Below are 24,071 nucleotides of genomic sequence, written 5' to 3' on the forward strand. Positions count from 1 at the left end.
AAGTTTTCTTTAATGCTAACAAAAAAGACTGAAAAGGAGAACAAAAACGCATATTAAAATCACAAATGATAACCACATCACAATTATACAGTTATTCTAATAAGTTTTTTGCTTAATTTTCACTCAATCAAATATTAGAATATTCCAGTTTTTTTAGCAATGACATTTTATATAATTCAATAAGATAGATATAAACTATATCTTTATAACAGAAAAAACTGTTCATTTTCAGCAGCTAAAAATGAGAAAGCACTTTTGTCTAGACAAAAGTGCTTAAAGTCACATTAATGTGTTTTGATTAGAACTGGTAATTCAAACGCACCAAGAAGTTGCGTGGTGTACCTGGCATCGTGTTTGATCTCCAATACACTTTATCCGTCAGATTACTCACTGCTAAAGTAGCTCCCCAATGCTCTCCTTTATAACCCACGGCAGCATCTAAACGCGTCCACCCATCAAGTTTTGTATCTGGAGCATTTGATATATTCGTATATAGCGAACCATTATAGGTCGCACCAACCTCTGTATAGATACTGTCTACAGGTAAATAGCGAATAAATAAATTACCTGTATTTTTCGCAACATTTGCTAAGTAATGACCTGTATTGGCTGACTTTTCTTTATCATCTTTCACTTTTGCATCTGTATATCCATAACCACCTCGGATAAATACATTATCAAGTACACGACCAATAAAGCTAAACTCAGCGCCTTTTGACTGATGTTCACCACCAATTACATAATCAAAAGGTCGATTGTCAGGATCTGGACGATAACGAATATTTTTCTTACGGATATCAAAAACAGAGAATTGAGTATTCAAGCGATCATTAAACCAATCACTTTTAACACCAATTTCATATTGCTCATTATATTGAGGTTCAGCATTCACCATTCTCAAATCGACTGTACCACTGGTAAACGGTGAAACCCCCGCACTACCACCAAATGGTGCAAAACTCTTACTATATGATGCATAAAAACTTTGACTATCAATTGGTTGCCAAACAAAACCGACATTTGGACTAAATGTCTCTGAATCCGTAGAGACAGATTGTCCATATGTCTTTGACGTAGCCAAAGTATCTCGAGTATTAACTTCATATTGATCATAACGAGCGCCAAGCATCATTTTTAACGTGGGTGTTAATGAAATTAAGTCTTGTACAAAGAACGCTAGGCTATCATTATTTTGGTGTGTATAAGATGTTGCGTTTGGTCGACCTAGACTACGATCAAATGAGGTCTGATAATCTTTTGTGTTATATGGATTGATCAATTGATAATAGAGTCCGGCACTATCCCCACTTGAATAGTTACCCAACTTAGGCTCACGATCTTCATGTGACCAGTCTGCACCGACCATCAGTTGGTGTTCTAATTTCCCCGTATTAAACTTACCGGTAATATCAAAGGTATTCGTTGTTGTTTTATTCATAGTTTCTTGCCAAGCATATGATTGCTTGATGTAACCTGGTTTGCAGCCTTTTGTACTATCAGTACAATAACTTCCACCAAAGAAGTTATCGAAATCTTGATTAGCTTGTCGATAGCTTAATGCCCAATGAAACTTCCAATCTGGCGCAAATTCATATTTTAAGTCAGTACGTACTGTTTGTAATTCATCAACAATGAAATCCGATGAGGTTGCAAAACCTGTTTCTCTCAAGATATTTTCAGGGAAACGACTTAATACTGAAAATGATGGTCCACGATCTGGGATACGATCTAATTTGTCGTAAGTATATTCTGTGGTCCAAAGTAATTTTTCATCATCACTACGATAAGTCACACTTGGTGAAAACATAGATTGCTTAGTACCGATGCCTGAACGGAAGCTATTTGTATCTGACTTCTCTCCAACTAAACGTACAGCCCAGTTATCATTCACGACTTGGTTGATATCTAAAGTACCCCCAATATTTTCATACGATCCTCCATAAATACCAACTGAACTTTTTGAATCAAAATTGGCAAATTTGGTCACCATATTCACGACACCCCCACCAGCACCGCGGCCATAAAGTACAGAGGCAGGACCTTTTAAAATCTCGATACGCTCTACGTTGGCAGTACTACGGCGTACTTGCCCTCCCTCACGAACGCCATTACGATAGATATCACTGGTATCCGCACCAAACCCACGAATCATAATGCCATCACCACGTGTATCATAGGTGGTTGTTACACCTGGTGTCCCCTGTAGCATGACACTCAGGTCATTGGCGCCATAAATTTTATATTTTTGCACATCAATGGTATCGATGGTCTGTGGAATATCTTTTTTCTTAAGACCATTACGGGTCACACTAGCCTGATCATAATCGATATAACTTTTGATCGGATCAAGCTCGCTCATTGCTTCGATCTTAATGGTTGGCATCACTGCTGTTGGCGCCGCTGCCTCATTGGCAAAAGCATACTGTGCTTGCAACAGCATCATGCTTAACAAGCTAAATTTGAAAATAGGCTTGTGATGCATATTTAAAGGTAAAGAACGCATAAAATTTCTCAAAAAACTCAGACAAAAATTAAAAAAATGTTAAAAACAAAAAAACGCTACAATTTTAATAAAAATCATTCTCATTTTCATCATTTTTTGCATTAATTTTTAACTTAATAGGCCATTTCTTATTCATTTGAAATTTATGCTTCATTTTCATCTTCAAATCCAAGCTTGAAAATAATTTTTAAATCTTTGAGTTCTTAAGAATAAATTCCATTTTTCTACACAATTTTACATTAGGCTACACAGAAAATAATTTGATCGTTTTTTGGGGGTCTAGAATGAAATATGCTGTTTATTGTGGAAAACTCACTGTGCTTAGCTCAGCATTGCTCAGTATAAGTGCTTCAATGTTTGCTGCCGAACCAGTTACTGAGAGTCCTGCGCCCGCAGCATCCGAGTCAAGTCCTCAAGTTTTGCCGACCCTTTCATTTAAGGCTTCAGCCGAGCCTAAAAAAGCCAAAGATGATGATATTAGTGCTGTACCTAAAACCATCATTAGCCGTGAAGAAATGCTGCAATATGGTGATCAATCCGTCATGGATGCATTACGACGTGCTGCTGGATTCCAAATTCCAAGTTTTGGCCAAGGTCCTCGCGGTGGTGGCGATGCATCAGGCATGCGTTTCCGTGGTGGTGGCGCACCCACATTTTTGATTAATGGTGAACCTGTGCAAGGTGGCCCACGTGGTGGCATGTCAGTTATTGATACCATTACGCCAGAAATGATTGAACGTATCGAAGTAGTCAAACAACCAAGTGTTGCCCAAGCTTCAGTTGCATCCTCAGCGGTTATTAATATTATTTTAAAAGAACCTCTGGATACTCGTTTAAATGGCTCAGTGAAACTCGGCTATGGCTTACGTGATAGCGGTGAACAACAATCTGAACGCAAGCAAATCAACATTCAAGCAGACGGTCGTGAAAACCAGTGGTCATATAGCGTTTCAGCCAATCAAATGTGGATGGACAACACCTCGATCAGCAAAACTGAAACAGCAACAGGAACCCGCGAACAACTCCGCACCACCAACCGCACCATGCAAATGTTTTCACCACGTTTGCAATACGATCTGGATGATCAACAAAAGTTGATTGCAGAATTGTTCTACCGCAATATTAAAATGGATGGCTATTCATCTAATCAGACTCAAGATGACAAAAACGATAGTATTCGCTTAAACACGCGTTATGAACGTAAAGACAAAGATCTGAGTGATAAAATCCGTTTGTCTGTTGAACGTCAGACGGAAACCCAACTCACCCGCTCACCACAAAATACAATTTATACGGATGAAACGGTAAATGAGTACGGTCTTGCCTATGATGGAGTCCGTAAATTAGATAAAGACCGTCAAATTAAGTTTGGTTTCGACACCCGTAGCAACGAACTCGATAGCAATGTCAGCAAAAGTCTTGATGAACAACGTTATGCTGTGTATGGCGAAGGAAGTTGGCGCTTTACAGACCGCCAAACAGTAACTTTAGGTGCGCGTCAGGAATGGCTTAATCGTTCAGGCTTGGTTGATTATCAAGACCAACATTTAAGCCCTGTTTTGGCTTATCGTTTTGACCTCACTGAGCAATGGTCAATTCAAACCAACTTGAGCCAAGCTTTTAAGAGTCCTAATACCGAACGGCTGATTCCGAATGTGACTGTCTCTACAGATAGCGATGCAGGTAGTTTAAATAACCCCGATCGTGGCGGCAATCCAAATCTAAAACCAGAAAAAATCCGTGCGGCTGAATCCACCCTTGCCTATGATTCTGCCAGTGGTGGTGTGAGTGTCACGGCCTATCATCGTGAAATTAAAGACTACATAGAGAAAGTCATTGCACTTGAAGGCACACGTTATGTAGAACGTCCACAAAACCAAGATCAAGCGACCACCTATGGTGTTGAATTCTCAGGCCGCTATGCACTCAAGCAAACTGAAGCTGGACATGCGTTTATGCTCAATGGACAAGTCTCAACGGTTCGCGCCAAAATTGAAGATGAACAACACCGTGAACGCTTAGCCAGTGATGTTGCGCCTTATAATACCAGTGCGGGTTTATCCTATAGCTATAAACCATGGCAACTCTCGACCAGCGTAAACGTGAGTTATACACCTGAATTTACCCGTGCCTTAGATGGCCAACCCTATGATCGTACCACCAATGAACGTTTTAGCTTAGATCTCAGTGCAACCAAACGCTTTAGTCATGGCTGGGCAGCAAGTCTTAATCTCAATAACGTCTTGGGCACCAATTATAAGGAGCGCTTAACCAATCAAACAGATGGGAGCTTATATCAGGCGAGAACCAATGAAAGTATTCCATCCTTACAGTTTAGCCTTGAGAAAAAATTCTAATTTTCTTCCGCTTAAAAATGATTGAAGCATCGAAGTCAGCTTATCTTGAGCTGACTTTTTAATTGCAAAATAAACATTAAAACTAAATGATGACAATCACTTATGTTTAGGATGCTATGATCTGCATCCAATTCTGATTAGCCGCTTAGAATACAAGATGAGAGCCGAATTAAAAGCTAAAATCATCCATGTCTGCGATGAAAAAATGACCAAAAAAGGCAATAATGTCGGACTTTCTTTCTATGCCTTCTTCGCCAATAAAAATGATGATCCTGAGCGCCTTATGGAGGCTGCACATTGGTGGATCATGGAGCATCGACTGGATCATTTTGAAAAAGCCAGCAAGATTAAAGCGCTGGTTCTAGCTGAATCCGATTAATAGACATCGCGTTGATAGCGCTGTTGTTGTTTAAGCTGCTCCACCAAATCAAGGCCCAAAATTTCTGTTAAAGCCTGATCGACACCACTCGCCATTCCCTTAAGGCTACCACAGATATAAACTGCTGCACCTTGATTCACCCAAGTCTGTAATCGAGCTGATTGTGCTTTTAAACAATCTTGTACATAGATTTTTTCGGCTTGATCACGGGAAAATGCATAATCGACTTGATCGAGAAAGCCATGTTGCTGCCAATAGTGAATTTCAGCCTGATAAAGATGATCAAATTGCTGCTGTCTTTCGCCAAAAATCAGCCAGTTTTGTTTATAGCCCCAATGCTCTCTCTGACGTAGATGTGCCAGTAAACCGGCAATGCCAGTACCATTGCCAATCAAAATCAAAGGTCTGGCATCATGCGGCAAATGAAAACTTGGATTATGACGAATATGAGCTTGTAAGATTTGGTCTTGCTGCAAGCCTTGTGTTAGCCAGCCCGAGCCTAAACCCAGCCCTGTTTCCGTATGTTGTTGCCTAACGACCAGCTCAATAAAACCATTTTCAGCCAAGCTTGCGATGGAATACTCACGCTTGGGTAAGTGCTCAAATTGGGTTAACCATTGCTGAAAGGACTGCTCTGCTTTGCTCGGTAATTTTCTTAAGTTCAGGGGGCTTAATTGAGCGATTAAGTCAGTATGGATTGGCTGTCGCTGTGATTGCAAAAACGCTTCAATATCATCCAGATTGTTTTCGCATTGGATCTCTAAAATATCACCTGATGACCAAACCAAGTCCTCATCACCAATCAATTGAACTTTATAAATGGGTTCACCGATACTGCCTTTATTTAGACACTGCCGATGCGCAAACTTTAATTGCAGCATTTGTTGTGAATGGGTTAAATCACTGAACTGCATTGAAGTTAGCTGTTCTAACCCAATCAACCATTGTTCCAAATCACGGCTATTCATTTGATCTACTAAAACTGTGTCAAATAAAGCCTGTGCCTGTTGTTGTAGCAACCATTGTTCCAATCTCCGCCCAAACTGACAAAAATTAGCATAGCGCCGATCTCCCAATGCCAACACTGCAAAGGATAAATGGGATAAATCTAAGCCTTGAGTCAAGGCTTTATTGATAAAGGATTGTGCACTATCAGGTGCATCCCCTTCACCATAGGTACTCACCACCCATAAAATTCGCTGTTGCTCGGTTAAATCATGGATACTCAGATCTTGAATATTTTTGACTACGATCTGATCATCAACTAAAAGTAGTTGTTCAGCGGTATGTCTCGCCCAGATTTCGGCATGTCCAGACTGACTGGCATAAACCACCAAATATGAAGGATGCAATTGCGGAGATGTCTTTGAACGTTTTTGCTGCCAAAGCAAGTACATCACAATAAAAAGATGCAGACCCAATAATATTGCCAAAATCGCAATAACGATCAGCACAGCCTGTGTCATGACTCCACCTTAAATGGCAAACCAAATGAGTAAAATAATCGCTGCCAAACTTGCTGCTGTGAGAAGCAAATGCGTGATTAAACGGGTTTTAATCGTGAGAAATAAAATATAGCCCGCCAAAGACAATAAAATGATGATGATCGCACTGATATCAATGAGCCAATGCCATGTTGCACCGACATTTTTACCGCGATGTAGATCATTGAGTAATGAAACGGTCGTTGCTGGTTTTTGGGTAATTTCGACTTCACCTTGATCCATCAACACCCAGAGATCTGTTGAACCTGCTGGACTCTCCAAACGGATCATCACCTCCCCATCCATAACTTCGCTGCTTTTATAACGTCCAATCAGTGGCTGCTTGTCGCGAACAAAATCCAGAATCGCCGGAGTTGGATTCTCTTGTTTTTGGATGGCACTGACAAAAGCAGCTGGTAAAGTGAGTTTTACAATTTGTTCATCGGTGGATGATTTAAACCAATCTGGGTTATTGAGCAGCAATCCTGTTGCAGCAAAAAAGATCAGAACAATGAACGCAAAAGCAGAGAGCCAACCATGCACATAGCGTGCATGGCGGTAAAAATCACGGCGTTGATACAAGAGATAAGCCTCGTAAATAAGTAGGGCTTTTAATTAAGCACCACGTTGGAAGTTTAGTTTCAGCGTACCAATTTCTGCCTGTGCAGGAAGTGTTTTTGTTACCGCTTTCGGCCCGACTTCTAATTCAAAACTTTGGTATGAATGATCACCATGCTCACGAGAGGTTTCAATATGGATTAAATATTTACCTGCATCCACAGCTTTGCCTGCTTCATCTTTACCATCCCAAGCCAAACGGTACTGCCCTGGTTGACGTGATGGCTTAGCTACTGCATCCAAGTTTGGCATTTGACGACCATAGCGACGCCACCAGACATAGTTTGAGTTCAGCCACTTCTCATCTTTGCCCCAAACCGCAAGCGTACGCACTAATTTTTTATCACTATCCGTCACCCAAACGGAAACATACGGTGCACGATAATTATCAACGGCTAGTTTTGGAATATTCACTTCAATTTGAGCCTGATAACCTTTAGGCCAAGCTGTTGCTGCACCATTAGCAGCAACATGTCGCATGATCGCAGGTTGGTTGGCATCTAAAAGCGTAGACCAACCTGAACTTTGATAGTTACTGCCATCACTGGCAACCAATTGTGCTTCAAACCCAACCAATTCCTCAATCAGTTGCATGCCTTCCTGAGGTGACATTGCGGTTAAAGCCGTTGCCAAAGCATCTGCATCCGCAGCACACTGTCCAACCACAACACATTGCTCTACGGTTTGAATTGGCATACCTGTTTGCGGATTAAGTAAATGCGATTGGCCTACCAACGAACGGTAACCTTGTCCACTGAATGCCACTGCTTGATCTTTAATATTCAAAACCTGAGCTGGCGCAGCATTATCAAAGCGCTCATTTGGATTTTGAATGCCAACTTTCCAGCCCGCGTGTTGGGGTGATTGCCCCCACACCCGCATATCACCGCCAATATCAATCAAAATCCCCTGTAAATGCGGTACAGCTTGTCTTGCCGCAATCAAAGCACGATCAATTACATAGCCTTTGGCATAGGCATCAGGTGCAATTTTAATGGCTGAATCCAGTTTAATTTGTTTGGTTTTCGGATTTAACTTAATGCTTTGGGTTTTTAACTGGCTTAATAAAGCTTCTTGGGTTTGATCATCCAGATTGTGCACCTGATGACTTTGTTCCCATAACTGAATCAATTGGCCCAAACGTGCATCAAAACCACCACAGGTCGCACTACGCCATTGTTCACAAGCAGCAATTACTTCATACAGTTCAGAGGAAGCTTCGATCTGTTGTTCACGATTGAGTTGACTGATTTCACTATCATCACGCCATACCGATAAAATCTGGTCCAAACGTGCCACTTCATTCTGGATTGCCTGTAATGCTTTTTCTGCATCTTTTTGATGTGCAGTAGTTACAACAACATCTAAAGAAGTACCCAAAATATGATCTTGGTGAAAACTATAACTTGGCGTCTGAACAGGTACTTGTAATGTCTGAGGGTCTTTTATAGCATTTTCATTGGCCTGAGTTGCTGTAATTGGTGACATGAATACAGCGATAGCTGCCATCAACGGTGATAAACGAAATATAATTTGAATTGGACGAAAAATTTGTTGCGTTGATGACATCGTTAAGCTTCCATTTTCTAAGATTTACCTAAGCCAATACATGTGCTTTAATCAAAAGCAAATCGCTTGGTCTCACGCATGAATTACAGCCAAAATAACATGAAAGTGAAATCATTTTATTTTCAATAAAATCAAAAACATTCCATTCACTTGAGATACACATTAGGGAGATAAAAAGCTTCTTAATCCTTGTCTGCCCAATGGCATAAAAACGATTAAAAATTTATCGAAATAATATTGCAACTGATACTCGTTATCAAGTAGATTGTAGCAATTCTTTTGCATTTTTGTTTATTTCTCTTTTAAGGAATTCTTCATGCGTCATCTGCTCACTATTGCCCTATTTTCTGCGCTACCAACCCTCAGCTTTGCTCATACAGCAAGCCCTTTTTTATTGCCAGAAGTATTCGACAGTAAAGCGGATAGCGTTAGCTTCCAAAGTGGGATTACCGTTGAAAAATTCTTTGTACCAAGTCGCAACTTTAAAACTGATTATCAGGTGACGACGCCAGAGGGTAAAACTGAAACCATCAAAGCAGCAGCAGAGTTAAAAAAATTCAATATCGCCGAAGTTAATTTAACCACGGATGGCACCTATCGTCTTCGCACGCAAAATGCGACTGGCAACCCAACCAAATATGCATTGATTGATGGCCGTTGGTTACGTGTTCGCCCTCAACGCCCTGCCAATGCAAACCCGATGCCGCCACAAGGCAATAATGCAGAGCAAAAAGCGCCTCAAGCTCCAGCAAATCAACCACCTCGTTTTATTGCTGAAGACCAAATTCCTGCAACTGCAAAAACAGCTCAAACCATCAACACCTATATTGCTGAAAGCTTTATCACTAAAGGTAAACCAAGTGCTGTGCCTGCTGTGAGCAACAAAGGTTTCGAGTTTAAGTTCCTCACTCATCCAAATGAGCTATTTGCAGGTGAAGCTTTTAAAGCACAAGTGCTCATGGATGGTAAGCCTGTTCCAAATCTAGAAGTTGATGTCTTTAAAGGTGCCAGCAGCTATCAACCCAATGCAAAACGTGAACAACCGCATGTAAAAACCAATGCCAAAGGTGAAGTTGAAGTAAAATTCAATGAAGCAGGGATTTATCTGATTACCACAGCTTACCCTGAAGCAAACACAGATAATACCAAACAACCGATAGCTCAATCTTATACCTACAGCGTGACCGTTGAAGTGACAGAATAAGCCTTTTAACTAAGGTACTTATCAGGGTATAAGTACCTTTCCCCGTCCAGATTTAAACTCAATCCATTTCTATCTCAAAAAGAACAGCGTATATTGTTTTAAAACTCGTACCTACCCTGTTTTATGACTTCAAAAAAAACCAGTGATGCAGGCATCTTTTTATGGATGGTTTATCAAACCATGCAAAAGATGAATTTAGATGCCGCTGCCATATTTGCTCGTGTTCATTTACCCGATCAGCCACCTGATAAGTTTGTCCGTCGTGACAACGCCACACAACAGCGTTTTTGGCAAGCAGCCGAACAAATTAGTGATGATCTCGATATTGGTTTACATGTCGGTCACAATGTTCCACCCTTTCGCGGGCAAGTGGTTGAATATCTTTTTCTGAGTAGTGCAACATTTGGTGAAGGTCTTAAACGAACCGTTCGATATCAGGCCTTACTCACCGATGCCATGTCATTCAAACTCGATCTTCTTGATGACACAGCGGTAATCTCAGGTCTTAATCACCCAGTACGACATTATCTGGAATGTGCGATTGGTATTCTGCTTAATTTCTTTAAATATATTAGTGACGGAACTTTTACGCCAACTGAAATTGGCCTGCCTTACCAAGAGGGTGCGGATCAAGAGGAATACCAGAAAATCTGGGGATGTCCTGTCAAACTCGGACAAGAGAATGGCTATATTTGCTTTGATTCAGCACAATTAACAACACCCTCTGCTGCTCATGAACCTGAACTGTTAAAAGTACATGAACATCATGCTGCATCACAACTTGAGTTATTAAACAAACACCAGCTTATAAACGAAATCGAAAAAATCTTGGCCAGTGGTTTATTAGAGTCTGGAGAGTTTGATCAAAACATCATTGCTGAGTATTTGGGACGTAGTACTCGTAGCTTAAGGGCAGACCTTCAACTGCTAAATACCAGCTATGAAAAAGTCATTGCGCATTATCGTGAACGTCTCGCTCGTCGCTTACTTTCTCAAACCCAAGAAACTATTGACCAGATTGTTTATCTCACAGGTTTTTCAGAACCCTCAGCATTTTCACGGGCATTTAAACGCTGGACTGGGGAAACACCAACGGCGTATCGACAACGTAAACAGACTTAAATTGATTGGATAGGCAGCTTAAAACTGTCAGATCAGTCAAAACTTTTTACTCTTCTCTTTTTAAAATCCGATCTATGTTAGACGAGGTAATCCAAGCATGATCGGTTTTCCAGTAGGCGTTTTTGTTGCAAATGGTATGGAATGGTATTTCCACAAAGTCTGGTTACATGAATTTCCAAGCAAAAATAGAAGCAGCCCCTTCTTTACGCATATTGCCCATCACAAACGCGCTCGCTTAAATGGCTTTCATGATGAAGGTTATGCGGAGTCGATGTTTAAAAATTCTGAAATGTACAATGAAAAATCGGCACTCATCGGCCTAGCGGCTGCATCCACCATTTTTCTACCGGTTGCGCCTTTCTTTACCGCGGGTCTGTACTATGGCATTTGGAATTATTGGAAGGTGCATGCCAAATCACACCTAGATCCAGAGTTCGCGAAAAAACGAATTCCTTGGCACTATGATCATCACATGACCAGCAACCAGAATGCCAATTGGTGTGTAACTAAGCCCTGGTTTGATTATATTATGGGAACTCGGGTAATGACTGATGCATCGGTCACGGAAACTAATCCCTTGGCGGTCAACTTGCCGAAGTGGCTGGAAAAAAGAGTGAATCGCGCAGCACGCCGCCTCTTACCTAAAGCCTATGCTCAAATTGATGCCAATACGCAATTTGATCAACATAATTTAAAACAAGGGATTGAGGTAGCGTTATAAAAATAGCCAAAGATTATCTTAAACCGAGCTAATACAGCTCGGTTTTTTATTATTACAAAATTAATGCGAGCTGGTTTTAGACAGCAAATTAAGAATCAACACACCACTCATAATCAAGACAATCCCAATGATTCCCCAAATATCCAGTTTTTGGTCGAACACAAACCACGCTACTGTAGTAATCAAAACAATTCCAACGCCAGACCAAATCGCATACGCAACGCCGACAGGAATCGTTTTTAAGGTTAGAGATAAGCAATAAAATGCAATCACATAACCCACCACAACCACAATAGAAGCAACAGGCTTGGTAAATCCTTCACTACTTTTTAAGGCAGAGGTTGCGATCACTTCTGCAGTAATCGCAATGAATAAAATTAGCCAATTGTTCATTTACTCATCGCCCCAATTAAACAGAATTTGCTTAGCAGAAAAAAACACCCTTCTACAAAGGGTGTTTTTAACATTAACGACAATAGACGAAGGAGGCAATTATGCCGACTTCTTCGCCATATTGTTTTTACGAATCGTGATCATCAGTAACTGTACCGCAGCTGGTGTTACCCCAGGGATACGACTTGCTTGCGCTAAGGTTTCAGGGCGAACAGTGTTTAACTTTAATGTGATCTCACGTGATAAACCTGAAATACCCTCATATTCAAAATCAGCAGGGATTCTGGTTTCTTCAAGACGTTTTAATTGAGCAACATCTTCATGCTGACGATTAATATAGCCTTGGTATTTCACCGCGATTTCAATCTGCTCACCCACATGCTCAGACACTTCTGAACCTGTTAATTCAGCAATTTGGCTAAAATTGATATTTGGACGTTTTAGTAAATCGATGGCACTACACTCTTTACTGAGATCTGCCCCCGTCATTTCGACGAATTTTTTACCCATTGGGTTATTTGGTGCAGCCCACAAATGTTGTAAACGAGACGTTTCACGCTCAACCGCTTCCATTTTTTCGCTATATGCAGCCCAACGTTCATCATCAACTAGACCAAGCTCACGACCAATTGACGTTAAACGCTGATCCGCATTGTCTTCACGTAACATCAAACGGTATTCCGCACGCGAAGTAAACATACGGTACGGCTCTTTGGTACCCAAAGTGATTAGATCGTCGACCAATACACCCATATAAGCTTGATCACGTTTTGGTGTCCACTCTTCTTGTTCCCACGCACGGCGTGCAGCATTCAAACCAGCAAGTAAACCTTGTGCACCCGCTTCTTCATAACCTGTCGTACCGTTAATTTGACCAGCAAAGTACAAGTTTTGAATCGCTTTGGTTTCAAGTGTGAATTTCAACGCTTGAGGATTGAAATAGTCATATTCAATTGCATAGCCTGGACGCAAGATATGCGCATTTTCCATACCGCGAATCGAACGAACCAAATTGAACTGCACATCAAATGGCAATGAAGTCGAGATACCATTTGGATAAAGCTCATGCGTATCCAAGCCTTCAGGCTCCAAAAATACCTGATGTGAATCTTTATCTGCAAAACGGTGGATTTTATCTTCAATCGATGGGCAATAACGTGGGCCAACACCTTCAATCACACCGGTATACATTGGTGAGCGATCTAAACCACCACGAATAATATCGTGGGTTTTTTCGCTGGTGTGCGTGATATAGCAATTGACCTGTTCAGGATGCATCGAAACATCACCCATGAACGACATCACTGGAGATGGGAAATCACCTGGTTGTGGTGTCATGACTGAGAAATCGACCGTACGCGCATCAATACGTGGTGGCGTACCCGTTTTTAAACGACCAACAGGTAAATCAAGCTCACGTAAACGATGTGCCAATGCAATTGACGGAGGATCACCAGCACGGCCACCACTTGAATTTTGTAAGCCGACGTGGATCACCCCACCCAAGAAAGTCCCTGTCGTCAATACCACAGTCTTGGTATCAAAACGGATACCCATTTGGGTCACAACACCTTTAACAGTATCGCCTTCAACAATTAAGTCGTCTGCAGCTTGCTGGAAAATATCCAAGTTCGCTTGATTTTCTAAAGTATCGCGAATCGCTGCTTTATAACGTACACGGTCCGCTTGCGCACGTGTTGCACGCACAGCCGCACCTTTACGAGAATTTAGAATACGGAATTGAATACCACCTTTATCCGCTGCGAGTGCCATTGCACCACCGAGCGCATCGATCTCGCGGACAAGATGTGATTTACCAATACCACCAATCGCCGGGTTACAGCTCATCTGCCCCAAAGTTTCAATGTTATGCGTTAACAATAATGTTTGTCTTCCCATACGTGCCGCAGCAAGCGCTGCTTCCGTACCAGCGTGACCGCCGCCAATTACGATAACGTCGTAAACTTTAGGATAGTGCATAGTGGTAAATGTGTATTCAAAAAATGACAGAGCATTATACAGGAGTTTTGCATTAAATTGCCAAAAACAGTCAAGATTGTTGAGGATTGCAAGCCCCTGTTCTGACTACAGAACATACAAAAAGAAACCTTATGTTGCATTTTCCTCTTAGACTGCACACAGCGATTCATCACTATTAACTTGAACACCACTGTTTTATCTGCCCAGTTTCTTATCCTAAAAAGTGTATAAAAAATACTTTAGGACAATGATATGAACACAAAGCTTTTATTTTCATCTCTTATTTGTAGCCTATGTTTTAGCGTAGCTGCGCATGCAGATACCAAAGCAAGCCAAGACCAACAGGCCAAGAAATATCAACAGGTCTGTAAAGGCAAAAAACAAGGTGATCCAGTTTCATTTGCATTTAAAGGCGTTGTTTTCAATGGTTCATGTGAGCCCAATGAAGCGGGTAAGTTAGCATTCCAGCCGCCAACACCCGCATCTAATGCTGCCGTTGAGACTCAAAGTCGTCTTTCAGAAACACAATCGGCACCTCGCCCAGTCAGTGGTGCACCAGTAGACAATAGCACTGCACCCATGGAAGCACCACCTATCGCTCCTGCACCACCAGTAGCACCTGATGTCGAACAAACTGCACCTTAATGCATAAATGATATAAAAGGAGGCCTAATTTGGCCTTCTTTTATATAAAAACAATATAATAGATTGCATTAGGACAAAATATTTCATCTTAAAATTGTAATCTGTCTACTTTATAATCCCTTTAACAAGCACGAATCCATTACAATAAGCACAAATACATTTATTTAGGTTTTCCTGTGAACTGGCTACAAATTCATATTACTGTTGATCAAAACCAAGTCGAACTGACCGAAACATTACTCCTGTCATTAGGCGCGGTGAGCGTAACTTTAGATGATGCTGAAGACCAAGCCTTACTTGAACCATTGCCAGGTGAAACACCACTTTGGAATAAAGTCATCGTCACAGGGATTTATCAACAAGAAGAAGATGACCCAATTGATGTCGATACTTTAGAAGCCTTCTTAAAAGCACAACTTCCAGATGTACCAATGCGCCATGAATACTTGGAAAACCAAGTGTGGGAACGTGCTTGGATGGATTATTACGAACCGATTCAAATTGGTGAAAAATACTGGATCGTACCAGAATGGTTAGAACCACCTGAAGCTGATGCAACCAATATTAAGCTAGATCCAGGTCTTGCCTTCGGTACTGGAAACCATGCAAGTACCTTCTTATGCTTACAATGGCTAGGTAAAACTGATGTTAAAGACAAAGTCGTGATTGACTATGGTTGTGGCTCAGGCATCTTAGGTGTTGCGGCTTTATTACTCGGTGCTAAAAAAGTTTATGCGACTGATATTGACCCACAAGCGGTACTTGCGACAAAACAAAATGCAGAATTAAATGGTGTACTGGATCGTCTTTCTGTAGGATTACCCGAAGAATTTGATCAAGAATTTAAATCACAACAAGCAGATGTCCTTGTCGCCAATATTTTAGCGGCACCTTTAATGGCACTTGCGCCTGAATTCTCAACTTTAATAAAAAATGAGGGGGAGTTCGCACTTGCAGGTGTAATCGAAGAGCAAGTTGCTGATGTTTCTAGTGTTTACTCACAGTTTTTTGATATATTAGAGATCGAAAAGCGTGAAGAAAACTGGTGTCGCATTTCAGGAAAACGTAAAACAACAATTTGAGAACATTGTTACTTATGAGTGAAAAACAAACCCGCTGCCCTAAATGTTCAACTGTGTACAAAGTGACCCTTTCACAACTCAGTGTTGCACAGGGTATGGTTTGTTGTCCGAAATGTGTCATTAACTTTAATGCATTAACCAACTTATTAGAAACAGACAGTGAAGCGATCCCGACGCCTGTCAATCGCTCACTTTTTTCTTCAATACAACCTGACAGCTCATTTGCAGAAAAGCAAATGCAGATTTTGAGCATCTTTGACCAGAAAATTGAAAACTCAAATATTGATTTATTGACCTATCTCAACAACCTCAATTATTTCAATACTGAACCTGTTACCGCCTTACCTAATTTAAATCTGTCTGAAGATACTTTACAAATTGACCATGAGAATAATGATAAACAACATGGTTGGCTGTATTACACGCTTTGGGGGCTCGGTAATATTGCTTTAATTTTAGTCTTTGCTTTTCAGATTTTATGGTTCAACCCAAAACTGATGCATGAAAGCCCAGCCTTGAATCAGATGTTTAATTATGCTTGCGGCATTTTCTCGTGCAAAACCAGTGATGAACAGTATAAATATCTTAGTTTTGAAAAAGTAAAAATTAAGCGTGGAGAAAAAGATGCCACTGTTTTTTCAGGTGTACTTCTAAATCATAATGAGAACAGCGTAGCACTGCCTCCTATTAAAGTCGTGCTCAAACAAAACGACGAAGCCGTTTTTAACGTAATGCTCAAACCACAAGATTATTTAGTCGACAGTTTGAAAACGATTCAACGCATTCCAACCAACAGCCCTTTTCGCTTCGAATTTACCCTTCCAAAAAGCAAAAATAGCTTCAATGACTATAGTTTAGAATTTGTACAGCCCTAAAAGCTCAAAAAAGTGACAAAAAAACAAAAAAAAGTGCAGTTAATTTGCTCACTTTTTCGCTGACAGTGGTATGATACGCGCCACGAATGCTTGACCTACTTACTCCTCGTAATTTATAGACAATAAAATCGTTAAACGAACTGTGCTTTTACCCAATAAGCGCATTGTTGGTTTTTTTGTTTTTAAAAGTAGGCGGTAACAAATATTTAACTATTGTTACGCTTATTTTTTACACAGCTCGAGGATTTGTGGCAAGCTAATAGTCCTTTTGTTTTAGAGTCACTGTTTTAGGATCTAAAACGGGGCTCAGTAATTTAGACCACATTTATATCACTTTACCCAAGTGATATTTTGATATTTCGGATTAACACGCATGAATAGCAAATCTCCTATTTTTACGGCTCAATCTGATGTCGCTCTTCGCATCCATGTAGATCGCGCAGTTCGTCATTATTTTGCACAATTGCAAGGTGAGCAACCATCTCAAGTTTATGACATGGTTTTAGCAGAAATGGAGAAACCTCTTTTATCTGTGGTCTTAGAATATACTCGCGGTAATCAAACACGTGCCGCTGAGATTTTAGGCCTTAACCGCGGAACTTTACGCAAAAAGTTAAAAGCTCACGGTTTAATGAGTGAATAATTGATAAAATGCTCACGTTCTCGTGGGCATTTTTTTTGCCTTTTATTTTTAATCTGTAGACTTCAAACTGTTGACTAAAATCATGACTATCAAACGTGCTTTAATCTCTGTTTCCGATAAAACTGGAATCGTTGAATTTGCTCAAAATCTTGCAGCTCTAGGGGTAGAAATTTTATCTACGGGCGGTACATATAAGTTGCTTAAAGACAACAATATCGCCGTAGTAGAAGTTTCTGAACATACAGGTTTTCCTGAAATGATGGATGGTCGTGTAAAAACACTACATCCAAAAATTCATGGAGGCATCTTAGCGCGTCGTGGTCTGGACGAAGCAGTGATGCAAGAACACAACATCGATCCGATTGATCTAGTTGTTGTTAACCTGTATCCATTTGCAGCAACTGTTGCAAAACCGAACTGTTCACTTGCAGATGCAATCGAGAATATCGACATCGGTGGCCCGACCATGGTTCGTGCCGCTGCAAAGAACCATGCTTCAGTGGGCATCATCGTGAATGCAGCAGACTACGATACAGTCATTGCTGAATTAAAAGCAAATGGTGCACTTTCTTACGAAACTCGTTTCGACCTAGCGGTAAAAGCATTTGAGCACACAGCACAATACGATGGCATGATCGCATCTTATTTAGGCGCACGTGTTGGCAAAACTGAAGGCGAAGCGGACCTGTTCCCGCGTACCTTCAATACCCAACTGAATAAAGTACAAGATTTACGTTATGGTGAAAACCCGCATCAAAATGCGGCTTTCTATGTTGAAGCAACAGCTCAAGAAGCATCTGTTTCCACTGCGAAGCAATTACAAGGTAAAGAGCTTTCTTATAACAATATTGCAGATACAGATGCGGCACTTGAATGTGTGAAATCATTTGCAAAGCCTGCTTGTGTTATCGTTAAACATGCCAACCCTTGCGGTGTTGCGGTTTCATTGGACGGCATTAAAGCAGCTTATGATCTTGCTTATGCAACCGATCCTGAGTCTGCTTTCGGTGGCATCATTGCATTCAACCGTGAGTTAGATGTCGCAACTGCACAAGCAATTGTAGATCGTCAGTTTGTTGAGGTGATTATTGCACCAAGCCTTGCAGATGGCGTACTTGAAATTACGGGTGCGAAAAAGAATGTACGTGTGTTGGTCTGTGGTGAGCTTCCAGCAATTGACGCTCGTGCAGCACAACTTGACTATAAGCGCGTAAACGGTGGTTTATTGGTTCAAGACCAAGACTTGGGCATGATCACCAAAGATGATCTTAAAGTTGTGACCAAGCGTGCACCAACTGAGCAAGAAATTGATGACTTAATCTTTGCTTGGAAAGTTGCGAAATATGTGAAGTCAAATGCAATTGTTTATGCCAAAGATCGTCAAACCATTGGTGTAGGCGCTGGTCAAATGAGCCGTGTAAACTCGGCACGTATTGCAGCAATTAAAGCGGAACATGCTGGTTTAGTGGTTGAAGGTGCTGTGATGGCGTCTGATGCATTCTTCCCGTTCCGTGATGGTATTGATAATGCAGCTAAGGCTGGCATTAAATGTATTATCCAACCAGGCGGTTCAATGCGCGACGAAGAAACCATTGCAGCAGCAGATGAAGCTGGTATCGCAATGGTGTTCACTGGTATGCGTCACTTCCGTCACTAAATGATCTGAGTCTCAACGCAATCCCCCTAAATCCCCCTTTAAAAAAGGGGGACTTACTTTTTCACTCGAATAAGCTTGCTCCCCTCTTTCTCAAAGAGGGGTTTGGGGGAGATTCAGGGGGACTTTTTTATTCTGAACAGGTATATTCTTAGATACTGAAAAAGGGAAATAACTTAATAATGAATATTTTAGTTTTGGGTAGCGGTGGCCGTGAACATGCACTTGCATGGAAAATCGCACAAGATGCAAAAGTCACTCAAGTGTTCGTTGCACCGGGTAATGCAGGCACGGCAACTGAAGACAAATGTACAAACGTAGCGCTTAATATTCTAGACAATTCAGCAATCATCGCATTTGCAAAAGCAAATGATATTGCATTGGTAATTGTTGGTCCTGAAGCACCATTAGTGAATGGTGTAGTCGATGCAGCACGTGAAGCTGGCTTAAAAATCTGGGGCCCAACCCAGTACGCTGCACAGCTTGAAGGTTCAAAAGCATTTGCCAAGCACTTCTTAAAACGCCACAACATTCCGACCGCTTTTTATGACGTTTTCACTGAAGTGGATGCGGCAAAAGCCTACGTTGAAAAAAATGGCGCACCTATCGTGATTAAAGCGGATGGTCTAGCTGCAGGTAAAGGCGTAATCGTGGCAATGACCAACGAAGAAGCTTTTGCTGCGATTGACGATATGCTTGCAGGTAACAAGTTTGGCGATGCTGGTTCACGTGTCGTGATTGAGCAGTTCCTTGCGGGTGAAGAAGCTAGCTTTATTTGTATGATTGATGGCAACAACATTTTGCCAATGGCCACTTCACAAGATCACAAACGTATTTTCGAAGGTGATGAAGGTCCAAACACGGGCGGTATGGGTGCTTACTCTCCTGCACCCGTCGTAACCTCAGAAGTCTTTGAACGTGTCATGAATGAAGTGATGCGCCCTACTGTTGACGGTATGGCAGCGGATGGTCATGTTTATACTGGCTTCTTATATGCTGGCTTAATGATTGATGAACAAGGTCAACCCCGTGTGATCGAGTTCAACTGCCGCTTTGGTGACCCTGAAACTCAACCAATTATGATGCGCTTAAAATCATCTTTAGTTGATTTAGTTGAAGCAGGTATTGCAGGTAACCTACCAAGCGAAGCTGAATGGGATGAACGTAAATCAATTGGTATCGTACTCGCAGCGGAAGGTTATCCAGAAACCGTACGTAACGGTGATGTGATTTCAGGTCTTGGTCAATCTCCAGAAGACACCAAGATTTTCCATGCAGGCACGGCGATGAGTGCTGATGGACATGTGATTACTGCTGGTGGTCGCGTACTGTGTGTGACCGCACTGGGTGATACCGTACTTGAAGCACAAATCAATGCGCTAGAAGTATGTGGTCAAGTCACATTTACAGGTATGCAATACCGTAGTGACATCGGTTACCGCGCAATTGCTCGTGAAAAAGCTGAATAAGCTTTGTTGAGCAAAAAAGCCTTCTTCGGAAGGCTTTTTTATTCCATAAACCGCATAAATATGAATTCTATATTCATTATTTAAATATAAAATTCAGAAAAATATATATTTATTATTCAATTGATTCCGCTCTCTATATTTTTGGAAAAATTCATAAAACTATCATTTATTTATATTTACTTAGACCATAAATTTCTTCTAGCAAGCAGGTTGTTAAGCTGCAAAGTACAAGCTGTTCCACTATAACCGCCCATAAATTGTTGCTATGATTGCCGAAATTTTAGATGTTGTTTTTATGTTAACTGTATATTCTTTTTCATTATTTTTAAATGTCTAGAATATTGAACCTAACAAAACAAATTGCAGCTAAATCCAAATTTGATTTGAAAATGAGATGAACAGTTGGTTCCTAACTGTATATACTGAATCGGAACATGAATATTCATCTACTTTTCGGATGTTGTAGATCTATCACACTTGTTCAAACTTTAAGAATAATTCAGGGATTGTTTTGAGTGCGATGTCAATTTACAACATACAAACCTATTGCAATCATTAATGCTAGAGAAATGATGATTTTCTCGACATTTTTCCGATTAGGATTTATACATGAAAAAGCTGATTAGTCTTTTTTTAAGTGTATCTGTGTTATTACTTGCGGCCTGCAGTAAACAACCAGATACCGCATCTACCGAACAAAAAGGTGATGCTGCTGCATTACAAACCGTTGTAATCGCTTCTACAGGTTCAGACGCTGATATTTGGCGTTATATCGCAACATTACCTGAAACCAAAGCTGCTGGCGTTAAACTCGAAATCAAGAACTTCACAGACTACGTTGCAATGAACACTGCAGCTGCAAACAAAGAAGTCGATTTGAATGCATTCCAATCTTACGCTTACCTTGTTGCATTCAATGCTGCAAATAAAGACAAGATTGCTCCTGTTTCAACCACTTACTTAGAACCGATGGGTATCTACTCAAGTAAAGTAAAGAAAGTTGAAGAGTTTGCTGAAGGCGCAACCATTGCGATTCCAAATGACGGTGCCAATGAATCACGTGCTTTATTACTTTTACAAAGTGCTGGCTTGATCAAATTAAAAGCTAACTTCGATCCTGTAAAAGGCACGCCTGCTGACATTATCGAAAACAGCAAGAAAATCGTGATCAAACCTATCCAAATGGCAACAGCTGTACGTGTTAAAGACGAAGTTGATGCGATTCTATTGGGTAATACACTTGCAATGGAAGGCGGTTTAAACGTTCTTAAAGATGCAATCTACTATGAACCAGTTGATCAAAGCACCAAATTAAATGTCAATGTATTGGCAACTGCTGAATCACGTAAAGATGATGCGGTGCTCCAAAAAGTTGGCGCGCTTTATCATACGGAAGCAGTGAAGCAATATGTTCAAGAACACTTTGCTGGTACCAAAGTTGACGTAAATAAACCAACAAGCTACCTCACAGAAGCAAATTCGTAATATAATATCCTCAAATAAAACAGGCAAAGTGATTTTGCCTGTTTTTTCTTTTTTGCATAGTATTGACGAACATGATCCAATTTAAAAACATTTCGAAACACTATCAGTTGAAAGGTCAAACGATTAACGCGCTGGATCAGATCAATTTAGAGATCCCAGACGGTAGTATCTTTGGCATTATTGGCTACAGTGGTGCAGGTAAAAGTACGCTTATCCGTATGATTAATTTACTTGAGCGCCCGACTCAGGGACAAGTGATCATTAATCAAAAAGATTTTACCGCAATGGATGCGCGTACACTTCGTCAAGAACGTGCAAATATCGGCATGATCTTTCAGCACTTCAATTTACTTCAGACCAAAACTGTGTCTGAAAATATTGAAATACCGCTGAAATTATTAGGTCATAGTAAAGCAGAGCGAGAAAAACGCCTTGCTGAATTACTTGATTTCATTGATCTCAAACATAAAAAAGATGCCTACCCTGACGAACTTTCAGGCGGGCAAAAACAACGTGTCGGGATTGCACGTGCACTCGCCAATCATCCTAAGATTTTACTCTGCGATGAAGCAACATCTGCACTTGACCCACAAACCACCAAATCTGTGTTGGCATTGTTGAAAAAGATTAACCAAGAACAGAACATCACCATTGTAATGGTCACCCATGAAATGGATGTAATCGAATCGGTATGCGATTATGTGGCGGTAATGGAGTCAGGTCATGTGATTGAAACTGGCCCGACACTGGATATTTTCAGTCAGCCACAGCATCCAACCACCAAAACCTTTATTCAAACGGTATTGCAACAACAGTTGCCGATCAATATTCTGAATAATCTTGAGCATAAGCATCACAATAGCATCTATAGTTTGCAATTCTTGGGTACATCAGCACAAGAAACCGTGATTCAGGCTGCGATTAAGCAATTTGATATCAGTCTAAATATTCTTTTCGCGAACATGACAGAAATTAATGGCACGGTGATTGGACAGATGTTCATCCAACTCTTAGGTGATCCGCTGACCATTCAAGAAACTGTTAAATTTCTTGAGCTTCAAGGCGTGAAAGTTGAACAGTCTGGAGTGGTTAGCCAATGAGAGATTTAATCGTACAATGGTTGACTCAAGTCACCGCTCCGTTTTGGCATAGTTCTTTATCCATCGACCAGTTTGTGGCTGCACTACAAGAAACCTTCCAAATGGTGTTCTTCTCGCTGCTGTTTGGCTGTATTTGGGGCTTAATCCAAGGCATTACCTTAGTGGTGACCCGCACTGGTGGCATCTTACAAAATCGCGCGATTTATTATTTCCTCAACCCAATTGTCAATGCCTTACGCTCCCTTCCCTTCATTATCCTATTGATTGCTGTTATTCCACTGACCAAAATGTTAGTTGGGACATCAATCGGGACTTGGGCAGCGATTGTACCCTTAACCATTTATGTCGGTCCGTATTTAGGTCGCTTAATTGAAACTTCGTTACTTGAAGTAAATGAAGGCATTGTCGAATCCGCTCAAGCAATGGGTGCTTCGCCTTGGCAAATTATCTTTAAGTTTATTATCCCTGAAGCGCGTAGCTCTTTGATTCTGAATTTAACCACGGGTACGATCTCGCTCATCGGTGCGACAGCGATGGCGGGAGCCGTAGGCGCAGGTGGTATTGGTGACTTGGCGATTTCTTATGGTTACCAACGTTTCGATACCAGCGTGGTGATTTTAACCGTGATTGTGTTATTGCTACTGGTTCAAATGGTACAAATGCTTGGTGATTGGTTGGCTAAATTACGCTAATTTTCATTCCATACTTGATTAAGGAATATATTGAAAACTCAATATATTCCTTTTATTTTCCTCAAAAACTGACCAAATGATATAAAATAATGCTCT

Annotated in this window: 20 protein-coding genes; 14 read left to right on the top strand and 6 right to left on the bottom strand. The window is 40.9% G+C overall.

Going from position 1 to position 24,071, the window contains the following annotated elements; genetic code table 11:
* Positions 1–298: 298 nt before the first annotated feature.
* Positions 299–2,503 carry a TonB-dependent siderophore receptor gene (locus tag A7P55_RS02730; RefSeq protein WP_171551032.1) on the bottom strand — a complete coding sequence of 735 codons (2,205 nt, stop codon included), beginning with the start codon at positions 2,501–2,503 and terminating at the stop codon, positions 299–301.
* Positions 2,504–2,787: 284 nt separating this feature from the next.
* Between A7P55_RS02730 and A7P55_RS02735 the strand changes: the two genes are divergently transcribed.
* Positions 2,788–4,860 carry a TonB-dependent receptor gene (locus A7P55_RS02735; RefSeq protein ID WP_171551033.1) on the top strand — a complete coding sequence of 691 codons (2,073 nt, stop codon included), beginning with the start codon at positions 2,788–2,790 and terminating at the stop codon, positions 4,858–4,860.
* 157 nt (positions 4,861–5,017) lie between these two features.
* Positions 5,018–5,239: a DUF6500 family protein gene (locus tag A7P55_RS02740; protein WP_171551034.1), complete on the top strand. Its 222-nt coding sequence runs from the start codon at positions 5,018–5,020 to the stop codon at positions 5,237–5,239.
* On the opposite strand, the gene A7P55_RS02745 is transcribed toward A7P55_RS02740, so the two are convergent.
* The 3 genes from A7P55_RS02745 to A7P55_RS02755 are packed head-to-tail and all read right to left on the bottom strand — an operon-like array spanning position 5,236 to position 8,910.
* Entirely contained in the window at positions 5,236–6,705 is a 1,470-nt protein-coding gene (locus tag A7P55_RS02745; protein WP_171551035.1) for a sulfite reductase subunit alpha, read from the bottom strand. The genes A7P55_RS02740 and A7P55_RS02745 overlap by 4 nt on opposite strands.
* A 9-nt stretch (positions 6,706–6,714) precedes the next feature.
* Positions 6,715–7,305 carry a PepSY-associated TM helix domain-containing protein gene (locus A7P55_RS02750; RefSeq protein WP_171551036.1) on the bottom strand — a complete coding sequence of 197 codons (591 nt, stop codon included), beginning with the start codon at positions 7,303–7,305 and terminating at the stop codon, positions 6,715–6,717.
* A 33-nt stretch (positions 7,306–7,338) separates the two neighbouring features.
* Positions 7,339–8,910, bottom strand: a complete 1,572-nt coding sequence (locus A7P55_RS02755) for a DUF2271 domain-containing protein (RefSeq protein WP_171551037.1) — start codon at positions 8,908–8,910, stop codon at positions 7,339–7,341.
* 316 nt (positions 8,911–9,226) lie between these two features.
* Here A7P55_RS02755 and A7P55_RS02760 point away from each other — a divergent pair, with 316 nt between their 5' ends.
* The 3 genes from A7P55_RS02760 (at position 9,227) to A7P55_RS02770 (ending at position 11,957) form a co-directional block, all read left to right on the top strand.
* Positions 9,227–10,114 (top strand): DUF4198 domain-containing protein, encoded by an 888-nt coding sequence (locus A7P55_RS02760; protein WP_171551038.1) that lies wholly within the window; start codon positions 9,227–9,229, stop codon positions 10,112–10,114.
* 123 nt (positions 10,115–10,237) lie between these two features.
* Positions 10,238–11,236, top strand: coding sequence for an AraC family transcriptional regulator (locus A7P55_RS02765; RefSeq protein WP_171551039.1), 999 nt, complete (start codon positions 10,238–10,240; stop codon positions 11,234–11,236).
* Positions 11,237–11,333: 97 nt separating this feature from the next.
* Complete coding sequence (locus A7P55_RS02770; RefSeq protein ID WP_171551040.1) at positions 11,334–11,957, top strand: sterol desaturase family protein; 624 nt, start codon at positions 11,334–11,336, stop codon at positions 11,955–11,957.
* Between the two features lie 60 nt (positions 11,958–12,017).
* Here A7P55_RS02770 and A7P55_RS02775 read toward each other — a convergent pair whose 3' ends face one another.
* Both A7P55_RS02775 and mnmG read right to left on the bottom strand, forming a co-directional pair.
* Positions 12,018–12,350, bottom strand: a complete 333-nt coding sequence (locus tag A7P55_RS02775; protein WP_016540945.1) for a multidrug efflux SMR transporter — start codon at positions 12,348–12,350, stop codon at positions 12,018–12,020.
* A gap of 99 nt (positions 12,351–12,449) precedes the next feature.
* Complete coding sequence (gene mnmG, locus A7P55_RS02780; protein ID WP_171551041.1) at positions 12,450–14,330, bottom strand: tRNA uridine-5-carboxymethylaminomethyl(34) synthesis enzyme MnmG; 1,881 nt, start codon at positions 14,328–14,330, stop codon at positions 12,450–12,452.
* Between the two features lie 252 nt (positions 14,331–14,582).
* Between mnmG and A7P55_RS02785 the strand changes: the two genes are divergently transcribed.
* From A7P55_RS02785 to A7P55_RS02825, 9 genes are all read left to right on the top strand, one after another.
* Positions 14,583–14,975, top strand: a complete 393-nt coding sequence (locus A7P55_RS02785) for a hypothetical protein (protein ID WP_171551042.1) — start codon at positions 14,583–14,585, stop codon at positions 14,973–14,975.
* Positions 14,976–15,151: 176 nt separating this feature from the next.
* Positions 15,152–16,057, top strand: coding sequence for a 50S ribosomal protein L11 methyltransferase (prmA, locus tag A7P55_RS02790; protein WP_033133653.1), 906 nt, complete (start codon positions 15,152–15,154; stop codon positions 16,055–16,057).
* Between the two features lie 14 nt (positions 16,058–16,071).
* Positions 16,072–16,932, top strand: coding sequence for a DUF3426 domain-containing protein (locus A7P55_RS02795; protein ID WP_005204788.1), 861 nt, complete (start codon positions 16,072–16,074; stop codon positions 16,930–16,932).
* 373 nt (positions 16,933–17,305) lie between these two features.
* Positions 17,306–17,575, top strand: coding sequence for a DNA-binding transcriptional regulator Fis (gene fis / locus A7P55_RS02800; RefSeq protein WP_001086304.1), 270 nt, complete (start codon positions 17,306–17,308; stop codon positions 17,573–17,575).
* A gap of 82 nt (positions 17,576–17,657) precedes the next feature.
* Complete coding sequence (purH, locus tag A7P55_RS02805; protein WP_171551043.1) at positions 17,658–19,232, top strand: bifunctional phosphoribosylaminoimidazolecarboxamide formyltransferase/IMP cyclohydrolase; 1,575 nt, start codon at positions 17,658–17,660, stop codon at positions 19,230–19,232.
* A gap of 179 nt (positions 19,233–19,411) precedes the next feature.
* Positions 19,412–20,698 carry a phosphoribosylamine--glycine ligase gene (purD, locus tag A7P55_RS02810; RefSeq protein ID WP_171551044.1) on the top strand — a complete coding sequence of 429 codons (1,287 nt, stop codon included), beginning with the start codon at positions 19,412–19,414 and terminating at the stop codon, positions 20,696–20,698.
* 609 nt (positions 20,699–21,307) lie between these two features.
* Positions 21,308–22,183, top strand: a complete 876-nt coding sequence (locus A7P55_RS02815) for a MetQ/NlpA family ABC transporter substrate-binding protein (protein WP_171551045.1) — start codon at positions 21,308–21,310, stop codon at positions 22,181–22,183.
* Between the two features lie 71 nt (positions 22,184–22,254).
* Positions 22,255–23,283: an ATP-binding cassette domain-containing protein gene (locus A7P55_RS02820; RefSeq protein ID WP_005189850.1), complete on the top strand. Its 1,029-nt coding sequence runs from the start codon at positions 22,255–22,257 to the stop codon at positions 23,281–23,283.
* The gene (locus tag A7P55_RS02825) at positions 23,280–23,975 is read left to right on the top strand and encodes a methionine ABC transporter permease (RefSeq protein ID WP_171551046.1); all 696 of its coding nucleotides are present in this window, start codon (positions 23,280–23,282) and stop codon (positions 23,973–23,975) included. Before A7P55_RS02820 ends, A7P55_RS02825 begins: the two co-directional genes overlap by 4 nt.
* Positions 23,976–24,071 lie beyond the last annotated feature (96 nt).

Source organism: Acinetobacter sp. Ac_5812, from assembly GCF_013072695.1.
Classification (GTDB): Bacteria; Pseudomonadota; Gammaproteobacteria; order Pseudomonadales; family Moraxellaceae; genus Acinetobacter.